The sequence below is a fragment of the Polaromonas sp. AET17H-212 genome (genome assembly GCF_002379085.1).
In the GTDB taxonomy this organism is placed as follows: domain Bacteria; phylum Pseudomonadota; class Gammaproteobacteria; order Burkholderiales; family Burkholderiaceae_C; genus Polaromonas.
In genome coordinates this window covers 16,725-32,027 of sequence record NZ_NBZW01000030.1, presented here as the reverse complement: position 1 = coordinate 32,027, position 15,303 = coordinate 16,725, and the positions used below count along the sequence as shown (strand labels likewise).

The window sequence follows — 15,303 nt, the reverse complement described above, 5'->3', positions numbered from 1 at the left end:
CTGAAAATTGCTGACCGGGCTCATGGTCAGACGATAAACGGGTATTCGCGCAGCAGTTCCATCGCGCGCTGGCCCCGTTCGCCGAGAAAAAAGTGGCGGATAAAGGGGTGGGGAAAGGCAATCACGTCCCGGGGCGGGCCGCTGACAATGACCTGCCTGTCGGCCAGCACGGAAATGCGCGTGCTGAGCTCGAACAGCGTGTCCAGGTCGTGCGTGACCATCACCACCGTGAGTTCCATGTCGCGGTGCAGCGAACGCAGCAGGGCGCAGAAGCTGTCGGAGCTTTCCGGGTCCAGCCCGGCGGTCGGCTCGTCGAGCAGCAGCAGCGGCGGGTCCATGATCAGGGCGCGTGCCAGCGACACCCGCTTGACCATGCCGCCGGACAGGTCGGCGGGCATCTTGTCCGCATGTTCGGGCGCCAGGCCAACCATTTGCAGCTTGACCATGGCCGCCTCGCGGATCAGCGCGTCCGGCAGGGTCTTGAGCTCGCGCAGCGGGAAGGCAATGTTTTCCAGCACGGTGAAGGCCGAAAACAGCGCGCCCTGCTGGAACAGCATGCCGACGCGGCGCGCGGCGCCGCGCTTGCCCAGTTCGGCGGCCGGCTTGCCCAGCACGGTGATCTCGCCGCGGGTCGGCACTTCCAGCCCCAGCATCTCGCGCAGCAGCACGGTCTTGCCCGACCCCGAGCCGCCGACCAGCGACATGAACTCGCCGCGCTCGATGCGCAGGTTCAGGTCCTGGTGAATGACGGCCTCTTTCTTGCCGCTTGTGAACACGGTCCACAGATCACGGATGTCCACAATGGTGTCACTCATCGCGCACGTCCCGGCGTTGTTCCGAATGACGGGAGGGTTCCCCACTTCAAGCAGGGGCCACGGAACCGGCTTTGCCGGGCCGCAGGCGCAGCGGCCCCCTCGGGGGGCAGAGAGCTACACGCAGTGAGCGAACGTGGGGGCCTGTTCATATACCGATACTCTTGAACAACACTGCAAAAAGTGCATCGACCAGGATGACGACCGTGATCGAGGTGACCACCGACGCCGTGGTGCCCTGGCCCAGGCTTTCGGTGTTGGGTTTGACGCGCAGACCGAAATGGCAGCCGATCAGTGCAATCAGCACGCCAAACACCACCGACTTGGCGGTGGCCAGCGTCAGGTTGGCGGCATCCACCGCCTCCGGCAGGGCATCGATGAAAAAGGACGGCGTCACGCCCATGACGAGGTCGGCGGCCAGCATGCCGCCCAGCAGGGCCGCGATGGTGGTCCAGACGCTGATCAGCGGCATCACGATGGCCAGCGCCATGGCGCGCGGCATGACCAGCCGGTAGCTGTGCGCAATGCCCATCACACGCATGGCATCGAGTTCTTCGGTGACACGCATCACGCCGATCTGTGCCGTGATGGCCGAGCCGGAACGGCCGGCGATCAAAATGGCGGCGAGCACCGGCCCGAGTTCACGGATCAGGGAGATGCCCAGGATGTTGACGATGAAGGCGTCGGCGCCGAACTGGCGCAACTGCTGCGAGATCAGGTAGGCGAGCACCACACCGATCAGGAAGCCGACCAGTGCGGTGATGGGCAAGGCCGTCGCACCGATGTGGTACAGGTGGCCGGACAGGTCGCGCCAGGGGCCTTCGCGCGGATTCCTGACAAGTTTGACGAGGTTCAGCAACAGCCGGCCCACTAGGGCCAGCAGATCGGCGCCGTGATCCACCACCTGCAGAACGCCTTCGCCCAGCGACAGAAAAGACTCCCGCCAACCCGGGGCCGGCGGTTCGGGCCGGTCGGTACTGAACTGGGCCACGCGGTCCAGCACCGCGCGTTGGGGCGGCAGGACCTCCAGCTGGTCAGGCCATTGCCGGCCCCAGTGGTCCCACAACACCTGTGCGCCCAGATGGTCGAGCTGGCCGATCTGGCGCAAGTCCCACAGGGCCGTACTGGCCACCGCAGCATCCAGCGCATTCAGCTGGAGCGTCAGTGCCTGCCACGCCGGCTGGGCCGTCAGCTCGGCGGCCGTCCATGGACCCAGCACCAGGTAACACGCGCCTTCGGGCGTGTCTTGCGGGTCAATGTGCGGAGCAGATTCGCGCGCGGCGTCGTCCTCCGGAGATGGCATGTGGTCGATAGGTGCAAGCGGCTTGGGATCGATGGGCGAAACAGGGCGGGCATCGGGTCCACCTGCGTGACGACTGCCCACTGAATACATATTAATCCAGCCACCGGCGTGGGCACTACAGCATTTCTCCCCAATCGATACCCTGCCCTGTCCTACAGCGAGGGCGCGAAGAATGCGGCTTGCCGGGATGGCCCAGGACCGTGTGGGCATCCGGCCAGCGCGGGAATCATTCCGCGCCCCAGACCGCCTCGATCGCCTGCCAGGCGCTGGCCACCACCGGCGCCTGGCGCTGCGCGCTCAGGCTGACAAAACTCAGCACGCTTTGCAGGCTGACCTGGTCGGCAATCACCAGGCCGGCGGCATGCGACTCGCGGATCGCGATCGAGTCGCGCACCAGGCTCAGGCCCACCCCGGACTTGACCAGGTCCAGCATCGACGCCTCCTGGTCCACCAGCGCCACCCGGTGCGGTTCGACGCCCAGCGGGCCAAACACACTGGCCAGCAGCCGGTGATGCGCCGAGGCGGGCGGCGTGGCAATCCAGGGCAGGCCCGCCAGCGCTTTCCAGTCCTTGCCGCGTACCTGCGGCCCCCAGCCGGCGGGGGCCAGCACCCGGTAGGTGAAGTGCGTCAGTTCCCGGACGGCGAAACGCGCCGGCCGCTCCTGGGCCAGGTCCGCTCCTGAAGGTAGCGCTGCTGGCGCTTGTGTGGAAAGGGCTGCAGCCTGATTTTTCACAAAATCACGGGTCTCGCCCAGCGGGTGGGCCGGCGTGCCGAGGTAGAAGCCCACGTCGAGCTCGCCCCGGTCGATTTGCGCCAGCACCTCGCCGCTCATGGCCTGGCGCAGTTCGGTTTCCACCTGGGGCGCGGTTTCCACCAGCACCTTCAGGAAAGCCCCGAGCCGGGTGAACTCGGGGTCGAGAATGGTGCCGATGCGCAGCCGGCCGCGCACCTGGCTATGCAGGCGGGCGGCGGCGTTCCTGAAGTCGTTCTGCGCGGCCAGCACTTTTTCGGCCAGCGGCAGCAGGGCTGCGCCGTCGCGCGTCAGGTTCATGCCCTGCGCGCTGCGCTTGAACAGTGTCAGCCCCGTGGCAGCTTGCAGGCCTTTAATCTGCAGGCTGACGGCCGGCTGGGTCAGGGCCAGCTTGTCGGCAGCGCGCGACAGGCTGCCCTCGCGGGCCACCGCCACAAAAATCCGGAGTGTCTGGATGTCCATTATTAGAAATATTTATAACACTTTTGAGAAATTCAAAGTAGCAAAAGCTTGTCCAGTCCGCTAATCTATTGGATTAATTACAGGTTAATTGCAGGAGACCGCCCCATGAATGATATGAGCCGCCCAAATATGAACAGCAGCATCCAGGCCATCGGCCACGCCATCAACGGACGCGCCGTGCCCGGCAACTCCGGCCGCGCGCAGGACGTCTTCAACCCCGCCACCGGTGCCGTGACCGGCCGCGTGGCGCTGGCCAATGCCAGCGAGGTGGCCACTGCCGTCAGCGCGGCCCAGGCCGCCTTCCCGGCCTGGGCCGACACGCCGCCCATTCGCCGGGCACGCGTGATGTTCAAGTTCCTCGAACTACTGAATCGGAACAAGGACACCCTGGCCCACATGATCACCGCCGAACACGGCAAGGTCTTCACCGATGCCCAGGGCGAGGTCGCGCGCGGCATCGACATCGTCGAGTTCGCCTGCGGCATTCCGCAGCTGCTCAAGGGCGACTTCACCGACCAGGTCAGCACCGGCATCGACAACTGGACGCTGCGCCAGCCGCTCGGCGTGGTCGCCGGCATCACACCCTTCAACTTCCCGGTGATGGTGCCGATGTGGATGTTCCCGGTGGCGATTGCCGCCGGCAACTGCTTTGTCCTCAAGCCCAGCCCGATCGACCCGAGCGCCAGCCTGTACATGGCCGAGCTGCTCAAGCAGGCCGGCCTGCCCGACGGTGTGTTCAACGTCGTGCAGGGCGACAAGGAAGCGGTGGACGCCCTGCTGGTGCACCCGGACGTGAAGGCCGTGTCTTTCGTCGGCTCCACGCCAATTGCCAACTACATCTATGAAACCGGCGCGCACCACGGCAAACGTGTGCAGGCGCTGGGCGGCGCGAAGAACCACATGGTGGTCATGCCCGACGCCGACCTGGAGCAGGCGGTGGATGCCCTGATAGGTGCCGGTTACGGCTCGGCCGGCGAGCGTTGCATGGCGATCTCGGTGGCGGTGCTGGTCGGCAATGTCGCCGACAAACTCGTTCCCATGCTGGCCGCACGCGCCAAAACCCTGGTCGTCAAGAACGGGGTCGAGCTCGATGCCGAGATGGGTCCCATCGTGACGGCCGCGGCGCACAGCCGCATCACCGGCTACATCGACACCGGCGTCAAGGAAGGCGCCAAACTGCTGGTCGACGGCCGCGGCTTCACCGGCCAAAGCGCGGGCCCAGGTTGCGACCAGGGCTTCTGGATGGGCGGCACGCTGTTCGACCATGTGACGCCCGACATGCGCATCTACAAGGAAGAAATTTTCGGCCCGGTGCTGGGCTGCGTGCGCGTGAAGGATTTGGCCGAAGCGGTGAACCTGATCAACGCCCACGAGTTCGGCAACGGCGTGAGCTGCTTCACCCGCGACGGCAATGTAGCGCGTGAATTTTCGCGCCGCATCCAGGTCGGCATGGTCGGCATCAACGTGCCGATTCCCGTGCCCATGGCCTGGCACGGCTTTGGCGGCTGGAAGAAAAGCCTGTTCGGCGACATGCATGCCTACGGCGAGGAAGGCGTGCGTTTCTACACCAAGCAGAAGTCCATCATGCAGCGCTGGCCCGAGAGCATTGGCAAGGGTGCGGAGTTTGTCATGCCGACGGCGAAGTAGCCCCCCCGAAGCGGCCTTTGGCCGCCTCCCCCTCAGGGGGCGCCATCTGCGGAATGGCGAAGCCAGTCCGCGCTGGCTTGAGGCGCACTGAGGCTAGATGGCGCCAGGCAAATCCGACCACATTACAGAGAAGAGCAGCGAGACAAGGCGCATGAACGAAAACATCTTTGACTACATCATCGTCGGGGGCGGCACCGCCGGCTGCCTGCTGGCCAACCGCCTGAGCGCCGATGCGTCCAAACGTGTGTTGCTGATCGAGGCCGGCCGCAAGGACGACTACCACTGGATCCACATCCCGGTCGGTTACCTGTACTGCATCGGCAACCCGCGCACCGACTGGCTCTACAACACCGAACCCGACGCCGGCCTGAATGGCCGCACCTTGCGTTACCCGCGCGGCAAGACGCTGGGCGGCTGCTCCAGCATCAACGGCATGATTTACATGCGCGGCCAGGCGCGCGACTACGACCGCTGGGCCGAACTCACCGGCGACGACACATGGGCCTGGGACCAGGTGCTGCCGGGCTTTCGCAAACACGAGGACCACTACAAACTCGATGTCCCCAAAGGCCAGGCCGAGGCAGTGGTCAATGAGAACTTCCGGCGCCTGCATGGCCACAAGAGCCAGCACGCCACCAGCGAAGGCCTGGCACGCAAGATGGGCGGCGAGTGGCGGGTGGAAAAGCAGCGCCTGCGCTGGGACATCCTCGACGCGTTTTCTGCAGCGGCGCAGCAGGCGGGCATTCCGGCCACCGACGACTTCAACGGCGGCAACAACGAAGGTGTCGGTTATTTCGAGGTCAACCAGAAAAGCGGCTGGCGCTGGAACACCGCGAAGGCGTTTTTGCGTCCGACCTGTTTTGCACGTCCCAATTTCGAGATGTGGACCAGCGCGCAGGTCTGCAAACTCGTTGTCGAGCGCCAGGACGACGGCAACCAGCGCTGCACCGGCGTCGAGGTCTGGACCGGCGAGGAGCGTGTGACGGCCTTTGCCACGCGCGACTCCGGCAAGGCGCAGGGCAAGCTCGGCGAGGTCATCCTGAGCGCCGGCAGCATAGGCTCGCCGCAAATCCTGCAGCTCTCGGGCATTGGCCCGGCGGCGCTGCTGCAACAGCACGGCATCCCGGTGCTGGTGGACCTGCCCGGCGTCGGCGCCAACCTGCAGGACCACCTGCAGATCCGCTCGGTCTACAAGGTCAACTCTCTTGCGGGCAGCAAGGCGAAAAACTTCACGCTCAACACCCTGGGAAGCTCACTGTGGGGCAAGGCCAGAATCGGCCTCGAGTACGCGTTCAAACGGACCGGCCCGATGAGCATGGCGCCATCGCAGCTGGGCGCCTTCACGCGCAGTTCGCCGGACCAGCCCTACCCCAACATCGAGTACCACGTGCAGCCGCTGTCGCTCGACGCGTTTGGCGAGCCGCTGCACAACTTCAACGCCTTCACCGCCAGCGTCTGCAACCTCAACCCCACGAGCCGCGGCTCGGTTCAGATCAAGAGCGGCAACTTTGAAGACGCACCCGCCATCGCGCCCAACTACCTCAGCACCGCCGAGGACCGCAAGGTGGCGGCCGATTCCCTGCGTGTCACGCGCCGCATCGTCAGCCAGAGCGCCCTGGCCGGCTACCAGCCCGAGGAGTTCCGTCCCGGCGTGCAGTTCCAGAGCGATGACGACCTGGCGCGGCTGGCCGGCGACATTGCGACCACCATCTTCCACCCGGTGGGCACCACCAAAATGGGCAAGGCGGACGACCCGCTGGCCGTCGTCGACGCCCACCTGCGGGTGCGTGGGGTGACGGGGCTGCGTGTGGTGGATGCCGGCGTGATGCCGCTGATCACCAGCGGCAACACCAATTCACCGACCCTGATGATTGCGGAAAAAGCCGCGCAGTGGATACGGGACGGCGTGTAAGGCGAAGCCGCCACCTTGCGGCTATTGCCCGATGAAGGCGGCGATGGTCACGCCATCAACGCGCTGCTTGCTGGCACGCAACTCCCAGGCGCAGCTGATCCAGCTCTTGATCTGCGCGACCCAGCGGTCCGCCTCGTCATCTCATGCCATCAGCCGGAAGAGCTGAACAGAAGTCATCTTGGGACGTTGCGCCGGTGTCAGTCATCCATTACCGGGGTGGTGGTCACTTATTTACCGTGCGGTCTTCAGCTTGGCGGCCAGGGAGAGAACCTGTGGCTTGTCGGTGCAGCGGGTTCAACGCAAAAACAAAAACCAGGGCCCCTATTTGCCGCGCAGCACCATGTTGTCCCCGGAAAGCAAAATTTCGAACCGGGACAGAAAGCTCTGCCCCAGCAAGGCCACCGAGGGATCGGGCCCCACCAGCCCCACGCCGACCCGTGTGCCCGAGACGCTGGCCGGCCCGACCGACACCGTGACACCCTTGACGATCCGGCCCTGCAGCTCGCCGCTGGCGGTCCGGAAGGTGGTCGCCTCGCCCGGCGCCATGCCGGCGGTCCGCGCAAACTCCTGGCTGACCACCACCAGCGAGGCGCCGGTGTCCACCAGAAAAGTGACAGGCTGGCCATGGACCTGTCCCCGCGCGTAAAAGTGGCCGTCCCGGGCGCGCGGAATCACCAGCTCCCCGCTCACTGAAACGGTCAGCGGCGGCGGCTTCAACACCTGGCGCATCACGGCGTACAGGGCGCCCATGACCACCAGCCAGAAAAGCAGGATCACCAGCGGCCCCCACCGAAGGCCCGCACCGGCCGGGCTGGCCTGTTTCGTGCTGTTGCTGTCCGGCTGTCTCATGGGTGGTTGGCTTGACGGGTGGTTGCCTGTGCGGAAGGGACTCAGGACGCCCTGCATCCCGGGGCCATGATACGTCGGGTGATAGACAAAACACCACCCACGTCGCCCCGAGCCCGATAATGGACCAGCACCCCTTACAACCCCAAAGCCCTGATGCCGACCACCAGCCTTGCCCTTTACATGCAGACCCAGCGTGCGCTGTATGCGGCCGGGCTGCCGGAAAAGATCCGTGCGCTGGAAACAGTGCTGCGACAGCTGGGCAGCGGCGCCGACGGGCCCAGCGGCCAGGAGGCCGTGCTGGCACAGGCCCACAAGCTGGCAGGCTCTGGCGGCACCTTTGGTTTTCCCGCCGTCAGCGAAGCGGCGGCAGCGATCGAGAAACTTCTCTCGGAAAACATCGGCGTTCCGGATTTTCCCGGCATCGACGACCGCCTCACGCTGGAAACCAGCCTGCAGGCGCTGAAAGCCGCGGCGGCCGCGGACCAGCCTGCCACTGACATGCCGGCTGCGGCGCCCACGGCCATCCCTGAGGCCGTCGTGCCACAGCCCGCCGGGCCAGCTCGGCTGCTTCACCTCATCGATCCCGACGGGGTCACGGCAGGCCAGCTTGCCGACCAGTTGCGCCATGGCGGCTACCAGGTCCGCGTGTTTGCCCAGCCTGCTGCCGCCGACCGGGCGGCGCTGCAGGAAGCGCCGGCGGCCATTCTTGCCGACATCACTTTTTCTGCTGACTCCCTGGTGACGCGGCCGGTGCTGGCCGCGCCCGGCCCGGCCACCGAAGACAGGGCGCCCCTGCTGCTCATGGGCGCCGGCACGGACTTCCAGACCCGCCTGGCCGCCGTGCGGGCCGGGGCAGCCGGGTATTTCCCGCAGCCCCTGGACGTGCGGGCCATCACCGCCCTGCTGGACCAGCTCACCTCTGCGGAGCCGACGCAGCCCTACCGGGTCCTGATCATCGAGGACGACGAAGCACTGGCAACCTTTTATGCCGGCGTGTTGCAGTCCGCTGGCATGCAGACCTGCATCGTCACCGAACCCTGCCGGGTCATGGCGCCGCTGGTCGATTTCCAGCCCGACCTGATCACCTGCGACATCCACATGCCGCAATGCAACGGGATCGAACTGGCCACCCTGATCCGGCAACAACCCGAGTTTGTCCGGGTGCCCATCATTTTCCTGTCCGCCGAGACCAGCCTGGTCAGGCAGGCCCAGGCGCTCCGGCAAGGCGGGGATGACTTCATCACCAAGCCGGTTTCTCCGGCAGCGCTGGTCTCGGCGGCGCAGAGCCGGGCCCGCCGTCACCGCAGCCTGCTCGCCGCCGAGGACACCCTGCGCATCAGCGAGGAGCGTTTCCGGCTGGTGGTCGAAACCAGCCTGGACGGCTTTCTGCAAAGCCTGCCCGACGGCACCGTGCTCGCGGCCAACCAGGCGGCATGCACCATGTTCGGGATGAGCGAGCAGCACATCAGGGCAGCCGGCATCGCCGGCCTGGTGGACGGGACCGATCCACGCATGGCCGGGCTGATGATGCAGGTCAGCCGCTCCGCCAGGTTCCGCGGCGAACTCGTCTGTGTGCGCGGGGATGGCACGCGCTTTCCGGCCGAGGCCTCCTCGTCGCAGCATGTGAACAGCGAGGGCGACGTGCAGGTCAGCGTGATCCTGCGCGACATCACCGAGCGCAAACTGGCCGAGCAGCAGATCCTGCAGCTCAACGCGGAGCTGGAAACCCGCGTGGAAAAACGCACGGCCGAACTCACGGCGGCCACCCTGGAGCTGCAGGCTTTTTCGCAGGCGCTGGCCCATGACCTGCGCCAGCCCTACATTGCCATCAACGGCATGTCCCGGCTGCTGGAAAAGGAAATGGCGGCCAGCATCAGCGAGCGCGGCAGGCACTACCTCCAGCGCATCCGTGCCGGCGTCAGCCAGATGAACGAGCGGACCGACAGCCTGCTGGCGCTGGCGCAGCTGTCGCGCACGCAGTCCCGCCGCGAGCAGGTGGACCTGGGCGCCATAGCCGGCTCGGTTCTGAAATCGCTCCAGCAGCAGCACCCGGAGCGCCATGTGACCAGCCGGGTCCAGGCCTTGCCGGCCGTGCAGGCCGACGCCGGGCTGGTGCTGCATTTGCTGAACATCCTGCTGGGCAATGCCTGGAAGTTCACGTCCACGCGGGCGGAAGCCGAGATCACGGTGGGCTGCGCGCCGGGCACCCATGGCGAGTTGATTTTTTCCGTGAGGGACAACGGCGTCGGGTTCGACATGGCGTATGCCGACAAGCTGTTTACCGCCTTCCAGCGCCTGCACGCCCCTGGCGAATTTGCCGGTGTCGGCATCGGCCTGGCCACTGCCCGCCGGATTGTCACGCGCCATGGCGGACGTATCTGGGCCTCATCGACACCCGGGCAAGGTGCCTGTTTTTACTTCACGCTGGCGCCGGTACCACGCTGAAGCAACGTGGGGCACACCCACGCTCAGCGCAGCCCCTTCACATAGCGCGGGGCATCCGGATCGCGCGGATCGCGCTCGCGGCGTTTCTCGCTGTCGCCAAAAAAGGTGCCGAACGTGGACTCGATGAAACCCGACTCGGGGTAGACCGCCTCCTCGGTGTTGACCGAGCGGGCACCTTGCCGGTCCGGCACCGGCGCAGCGGCCGCTGGTGGTGCCGCGCTGCGCTCCTTGACGGCATCGGCCATCATCCTGACCAGCGGTGCGCGGTGTCTGGCCTCCGGAGACGCCATGATTTCCGCGAGCCGGTCGGCCCAGACGCCAAGATCGATGTGGCCATCTTCGACTGCCTTCTCGCGCGAAAAGCGGACGATTTCGGCCGCGTATTCCGCGTTGGTCGCCATCCACTCGGTGTCGGTCACCCGCCCGGTCTTTCTGCGCAGCAACACATGCAGGTGGGCCGCGATCGCAATTTTTTCGCTGGAAGGCATGGCAAGATCCTCCATCAGGTGCCCATCCGCTCGGCGTGCTGGGCAATGTCCAGGCCGTCGGACTCCGAACCGTCACTGACCCGCAGGCTGAAGACCAGCGACGTGATCCAGAGCACCACGGCCGTCATGAGCAGGCTGTAACCCAGCACGGCCCCGACACCGATGGCCTGGGTCAGCACGCTGCCCTCCACGCCGGAGATGGTTTTGCTGGCAAACACGCCGGTCAGCAGCGAACCGACGATGCCGCCCACACCGTGCACGCCGAACACATCGAGGGAATCGTCGGCATTGAGCAGGCGTTTGAGACCGGTTGCGCCCCAGTAGCACGCCACGCCGGCAATCAGCCCGATGGCCAGGGCCGCACGGGGCGAGACAAAGCCAGCCGCCGGGGTGATGGCCACCAGCCCGGCCACCAGCCCCGAACACAGGCCGAGCAAGGTGGGCCGTTTGCGGACCATCCACTCGGCCGCCATCCATGAAAGGGCCCCGGCAGCAGCGGCAATGTGCGTCACCGCCATCGCCAGCCCGGCCCGGCCGTCGGCCGCCACGGCGGAGCCGGCATTGAAGCCGAACCAGCCGACCCAGAGCATGCCGGCACCGGCCATGGTGAGGCCGAGGTTGAAGGGCGTGAAGGCCTCGCGGCCGTAGCCGCGGCGCGGTCCGAGCACGTAGGCACAGACCAGTCCCGCCACGCCGGCATTGATGTGCACCACGGAACCACCGGCAAAATCGAGCGCCCCAAGTTGGGCCAGCCAGCCATTGGGTTCCCAGACCCAGTGCGCAATCGGCGCATACACAACCAGGGTCCAGAGGCTGATGAAACACAGCATCGCGGAAAACCGCATGCGCTCCACAAAGGCACCCACCACCAGCGCCGCGGTGATGATGGCAAAGGTCAGCTGGAACATCGCGTACACCGACTCGGGGATATTCGGCGCAATATGGCTGACCGCGACTTTCTGCGCGTCCTTGACATAGTCCAATCCGGCAAACCAGAGTCGCTCGCCGCCGCCAATGTAGTGGCCCAGCGCGCCGCTGCCCGGCGTGAAGGCCAGCGAGTAACCGACGGCAAACCACAGCAGGCTGACGACCGCGCAAATGGCCACCACGCAGGCCATGGTGTTGAGCACGTTTTTCTTGCGCACCATGCCGCCGTAGAACAAGGCGATGCCCGGCAAGGTCATCAGGAGCACCAGGGCCGTCGAGGTCATCATCCAGGCGGTGTCGGCGCCGTTGAGGGTATCGGTGGCCACCAGACCCGGGCGGGTCAGGGGGGCGGGGACCGCGACCGGGGCTGGGGTCGCTGTTGCAGCAGGCGGCGCGGCCACCCCCGGCGTCACCGGTTCGGCAGGCGCGCTGGCAGCCGGTACGGCGGACGCGGCCTCTGCAGGCGCCGGCGTCTGCGCCCCGGCCCATGTGGCGGCCAACAGCAGCCCGAGACCCCAACCCAATGTGACGAACCGCTTGTGGTGCATGGTGATTTCCGATAGGTACCGAAAGAAGCGAACATCTCGTAACAGGCATAAGTCGTGCCATGCTGCCGGCGCCCTGTTCCACCGCACCCGGCACAGGGAAGGGAAAGTCCCGATGCACTATGGGGGTGCGGACACTACATTCAGTGATCTGCATACGAGCCAAGCTGCTCGCAGAGGGCCGAGGAGACAAACTCGCACAAGCACAACAGAATTGGCATCCGAAGAGATGTTTTTTACAAAGCGCCGGTCAACCCGGCGCTTTTTTTTGCCCGCCCGCTCTGGATCACCCGCCATGCAGGGCCGAGACCGGAAGCCCGCCGCCGGCGAGGCCAATGAGACAATTCGCCAATGGAATTACTGATCGTGACATTGGCCTCGCTGCTGGCGGGCTTTGTGGATTCCATCGTGGGTGGCGGCGGGCTGATTCTGGTGCCCGCCCTGTTTGCCGTGTTTCCCACCGCCCATCCGGCGACCTTGTTTGGCGTGAACAAGGGCGCATCCGTCTGGGGCACGGCGGTGGCCACCGTGCAATACGCCCGGCGTGTGGACATGCGTTGGGCCGCCCTGCTGCCGGCCGCGCTGGCCGGTTTCGCCGGCTCGTTCGCCGGCGCCTGGCTGGTCACCGTGATTTCCCCGGGCTTTCTGCGCAAGGTGCTGCCGTTTGTGCTGCTGGCCGTGCTGCTCTACACCCTGGTGCGCAAGGACCTGGGGCGCACCCACGCACCGCGGTTTTCCGGTCGCGCCGAAACCTGGGCGGCCTGCACCATCGGTATCCTGCTGGGTTTCTACGACGGTTTTTTCGGCCCGGGCACCGGCAGCTTTTTTGTCTTCCTGTTCGTGCGCTGGCTGGGCTACGACTTCCTGACGGCTTCGGCCTCAGCCAAGCTGCTCAACACGGCGACCAACCTGGCCGCCCTGCTGCTGTTTGCCTACAAGGGCCACGTCTGGTGGCATTTTGCGCTGACCATGGCGCTGGCCAACGTGGTGGGCAGCCTGCTGGGGACACGTCTGGCGCTCAAGCATGGCGCGGGTTTTGTGCGTGTGGTGTTTATCGTGGTGGTCAGCGCACTGATTCTGAAAACCGGCTTCGACGCTTTCCTGAAATAGCGCAAGAACGGCGCTAGTCGGGGTCGGGCAAAGGCACCGGTGGCGGCAGCTTGCTGAGGGCTTCGGCGATTGCCGCCGCCTTGGCGGGGTTGGCGGCTGTCGTGGCGCCGGCCGCCAGCAAGCCCGTCATTTCCGCCGCCAGACGCGGCTTGCCGATGGGCGCAGCGGCCAGCCCCTTTTGCACGGCGGCCATGTCGACCTCATTGGGATACTGCCCCAGCAGCATGTAGTCAAACACGCGCCGGGCAATGGGCGCCGCATGGGCCGCACCGAAACCCGCGTTTTCCACCACCACCGCCAGCGCAATTTTCGGATGGTCGGCCGGCGCAAAAGCCATGTACAGGGCATGGTCCCGCTTGTGCTCCTCGAGCTTGCGGGCGTCGTACCTGTCTTTCTGGCCGACGCCCACCGCCTGGGCCGTGCCGGTCTTGCCGCCGCTGAGGTAGCCGGCGCCCGCAAACACCCGGGTCGACGTGCCCTCCTGCGTGACACCGACCAGCGCCTTGCGGATCACCGCCACGTTCTCCGGCTTGTAGCCCAGGTTTTGCGCCGGCTGCGGCGCAATCGGTTCGATGGCCCGCGTCATCGGGTTTTGCGTGGCGATCACCAGCTGCGGTTTGTGCCGCACGCCGTTGTTTGCCAGCGTGGCGGTGGCCTGCGCGAGCTGCAGCATGGTGAACGCGTTGTAGCCCTGGCCGATGCCCAGGGAAATGGTTTCCCCGGGGTACCATTTCTGCTGGTCGGCCCGCTTGTAGGTCTTGCGCTTCCACTCCTGGCTGGGCAGCACGCCACGCACTTCACCATTGATGTCGATGCCGGTGATCTGCCCGAAGCCGAGCGGCTTCATGAAGTCGTGCATGGCATCCACGCCGAGGTCGTTGGCCAGTGAGTAGTAATAGACGTTGCTCGACTTGACGATGCTCTGGTGCATGTCCACCGGGCCGAGCCCCGCCCCGTGGCTGCGGAACTGGTGGCCGCCAAACATCCAGGACCCGGTGTCATTGGTGATGCTGCCGGGTTGCCGCTTGCCGGACTCCAGCGCCGCCAGCGCCATGAAGGGTTTGTAGGTGGAGCCGGGCGGATAGGTTCCGCGCAGTGCGCGGTTGAGCAGCGGTTTGTCGATCGACTCGTTGAGCGCCTGCCAGCTTTCGCTGTCGATGCCATCGACAAACAGGTTGGGATCGAAGGTCGGTTTGCTGACGAAGGCCAGCACTTGCCCGGTGGACGGGTCCAGGGCCACCAGTGCACCGCGCCTGTCGCCAAACATGTCTTCCACCAGCTTCTGCAGCTTGATGTCGATGGACAGCATCACCGTGTCACCAGGCACCGCCGCCGTGCTGGCCAGCTTGCGTACCGCGCGGCCACCGGCCGATGTTTCCACCTGCTCGACGCCGGTGTTGCCGTGCAGCTGGGCTTCAAAACTCTGCTCGACGCCGAGTTTGCCGATGTAGTCGGTACCGCGGTAGTTGCCTTGCTCGTCGGTCTCCTCGATCCGCTCCTTTTCCGCGCGGTTGATGCGTCCTATGTAGCCGACCACATGACTGGCCAGCTCGCCGTACGGGTAGCTACGGAACAACCGCGCCTTGATGTCGACCCCCGGGAAGCGGAAACGCTGGGCCGCAAAACGGGCCACTTCCTCGTCCGTCAGCCGGGTGCGGATCGGCAGCGATTCGAAATTGCGGGACTCCTCGCGCAGCTTCTTGAAGCGGCGCTTGTCGCGCGGATGGATCTCCACCAGCCCCCCCAGCGCCTCGATGGTTGCCTCCAGATCGGCCACCCTGGACGGCGTGATCTCCAGCGTATACGCCGAATAATTGGTGGCCAGCACAACACCGTTGCGGTCGAGGATCAGGCCGCGGTTGGGCACGATGGGAACAACCGCAGTGCGGTTGCTCTCGGCCTGTTCGTTGAGATCCTCGTGCCGCACCACCTGCAGGAAGACCAGCCGGGCGGCCAGCAGCATGAAGGCGAACAGGATGACCAGCCCGGCCACCAGCACCCGCGCGCGAAAACGCGAGAGATCGGCTTCGACATTGCGCAGCTCAGTCATGC

Annotated in this window: 11 protein-coding genes; 4 read left to right on the top strand and 7 right to left on the bottom strand. The window is 65.8% G+C overall.

From position 1 onward, the window contains the following. Positions 1 to 26 precede the first annotated feature (26 nt). The 3 genes from B7G53_RS18810 to B7G53_RS18800 form a co-directional block, all read right to left on the bottom strand. The gene (locus B7G53_RS18810; protein ID WP_096670547.1) at positions 27 to 815 is read right to left on the bottom strand and encodes an ABC transporter ATP-binding protein; all 789 of its coding nucleotides are present in this window, start codon (positions 813 to 815) and stop codon (positions 27 to 29) included. A 145-nt stretch (positions 816 to 960) separates the two neighbouring features. Then, the gene (locus B7G53_RS18805; RefSeq protein WP_096670545.1) at positions 961 to 2,115 is read right to left on the bottom strand and encodes an MlaE family ABC transporter permease; all 1,155 of its coding nucleotides are present in this window, start codon (positions 2,113 to 2,115) and stop codon (positions 961 to 963) included. A gap of 226 nt (positions 2,116 to 2,341) precedes the next feature. Continuing rightward, on the bottom strand, positions 2,342 to 3,328 hold the full coding sequence (locus B7G53_RS18800; protein WP_096670543.1) for a LysR family transcriptional regulator: 987 nt from the start codon (positions 3,326 to 3,328) through the stop codon (positions 2,342 to 2,344). A gap of 129 nt (positions 3,329 to 3,457) precedes the next feature. Between B7G53_RS18800 and B7G53_RS18795 the strand changes: the two genes are divergently transcribed. Both B7G53_RS18795 and B7G53_RS18790 read left to right on the top strand, forming a co-directional pair. Next, positions 3,458 to 4,975 carry a CoA-acylating methylmalonate-semialdehyde dehydrogenase gene (locus B7G53_RS18795; protein WP_096670541.1) on the top strand — a complete coding sequence of 506 codons (1,518 nt, stop codon included), beginning with the start codon at positions 3,458 to 3,460 and terminating at the stop codon, positions 4,973 to 4,975. Between the two features lie 151 nt (positions 4,976 to 5,126). After that, positions 5,127 to 6,887: a GMC family oxidoreductase gene (locus B7G53_RS18790; protein WP_096670539.1), complete on the top strand. Its 1,761-nt coding sequence runs from the start codon at positions 5,127 to 5,129 to the stop codon at positions 6,885 to 6,887. Positions 6,888 to 7,208: 321 nt separating this feature from the next. Here the strand turns inward: B7G53_RS18790 and B7G53_RS18785 are convergent, their stop codons facing one another. Further along, entirely contained in the window at positions 7,209 to 7,736 is a 528-nt protein-coding gene (locus B7G53_RS18785; protein WP_176491412.1) for a retropepsin-like aspartic protease family protein, read from the bottom strand. A gap of 153 nt (positions 7,737 to 7,889) precedes the next feature. Here B7G53_RS18785 and B7G53_RS18780 point away from each other — a divergent pair, with 153 nt between their 5' ends. After that, positions 7,890 to 10,181 (top strand): response regulator, encoded by a 2,292-nt coding sequence (locus B7G53_RS18780; RefSeq protein ID WP_096670535.1) that lies wholly within the window; start codon positions 7,890 to 7,892, stop codon positions 10,179 to 10,181. A 23-nt stretch (positions 10,182 to 10,204) separates the two neighbouring features. Here the strand turns inward: B7G53_RS18780 and B7G53_RS18775 are convergent, their stop codons facing one another. Continuing rightward, positions 10,205 to 10,669 carry a hypothetical protein gene (locus tag B7G53_RS18775; RefSeq protein WP_141396391.1) on the bottom strand — a complete coding sequence of 155 codons (465 nt, stop codon included), beginning with the start codon at positions 10,667 to 10,669 and terminating at the stop codon, positions 10,205 to 10,207. A 14-nt stretch (positions 10,670 to 10,683) separates the two neighbouring features. Next, the gene (locus B7G53_RS18770) at positions 10,684 to 12,144 is read right to left on the bottom strand and encodes an ammonium transporter (RefSeq protein WP_441339001.1); all 1,461 of its coding nucleotides are present in this window, start codon (positions 12,142 to 12,144) and stop codon (positions 10,684 to 10,686) included. 348 nt (positions 12,145 to 12,492) lie between these two features. Between B7G53_RS18770 and B7G53_RS18765 the strand changes: the two genes are divergently transcribed. After that, positions 12,493 to 13,251 (top strand): TSUP family transporter, encoded by a 759-nt coding sequence (locus tag B7G53_RS18765; RefSeq protein WP_096670531.1) that lies wholly within the window; start codon positions 12,493 to 12,495, stop codon positions 13,249 to 13,251. 13 nt (positions 13,252 to 13,264) lie between these two features. Here the strand turns inward: B7G53_RS18765 and mrdA are convergent, their stop codons facing one another. After that, positions 13,265 to 15,301 (bottom strand): penicillin-binding protein 2, encoded by a 2,037-nt coding sequence (gene mrdA / locus B7G53_RS18760; protein WP_096670529.1) that lies wholly within the window; start codon positions 15,299 to 15,301, stop codon positions 13,265 to 13,267. Positions 15,302 to 15,303 lie beyond the last annotated feature (2 nt).

Excerpts from the sequence above, each read along its gene's own strand:
- B7G53_RS18800 (WP_096670543.1), bottom strand. The coding sequence starts at position 3,328 with ATGGACATCCAGACACTCCGGATTTTTGTGGCGGTGGCCCGCGAGGGC.
- B7G53_RS18780 (WP_096670535.1), top strand. The coding sequence starts at position 7,890 with ATGCCGACCACCAGCCTTGCCCTTTACATGCAGACCCAGCGTGCGCTG.
- B7G53_RS18770 (WP_441339001.1), bottom strand. The coding sequence starts at position 12,144 with ATGCACCACAAGCGGTTCGTCACATTGGGTTGGGGTCTCGGGCTGCTG.
- B7G53_RS18790 (WP_096670539.1), top strand. The coding sequence starts at position 5,127 with ATGAACGAAAACATCTTTGACTACATCATCGTCGGGGGCGGCACCGCC.
- B7G53_RS18765 (WP_096670531.1), top strand. The coding sequence starts at position 12,493 with ATGGAATTACTGATCGTGACATTGGCCTCGCTGCTGGCGGGCTTTGTG.
- mrdA (WP_096670529.1), bottom strand. The coding sequence starts at position 15,301 with ATGACTGAGCTGCGCAATGTCGAAGCCGATCTCTCGCGTTTTCGCGCG.
- B7G53_RS18785 (WP_176491412.1), bottom strand. The coding sequence starts at position 7,736 with ATGAGACAGCCGGACAGCAACAGCACGAAACAGGCCAGCCCGGCCGGT.
- B7G53_RS18805 (WP_096670545.1), bottom strand. The coding sequence starts at position 2,115 with ATGCCATCTCCGGAGGACGACGCCGCGCGCGAATCTGCTCCGCACATT.
- B7G53_RS18775 (WP_141396391.1), bottom strand. The coding sequence starts at position 10,669 with ATGCCTTCCAGCGAAAAAATTGCGATCGCGGCCCACCTGCATGTGTTG.
- B7G53_RS18795 (WP_096670541.1), top strand. The coding sequence starts at position 3,458 with ATGAACAGCAGCATCCAGGCCATCGGCCACGCCATCAACGGACGCGCC.
- B7G53_RS18810 (WP_096670547.1), bottom strand. The coding sequence starts at position 815 with ATGAGTGACACCATTGTGGACATCCGTGATCTGTGGACCGTGTTCACA.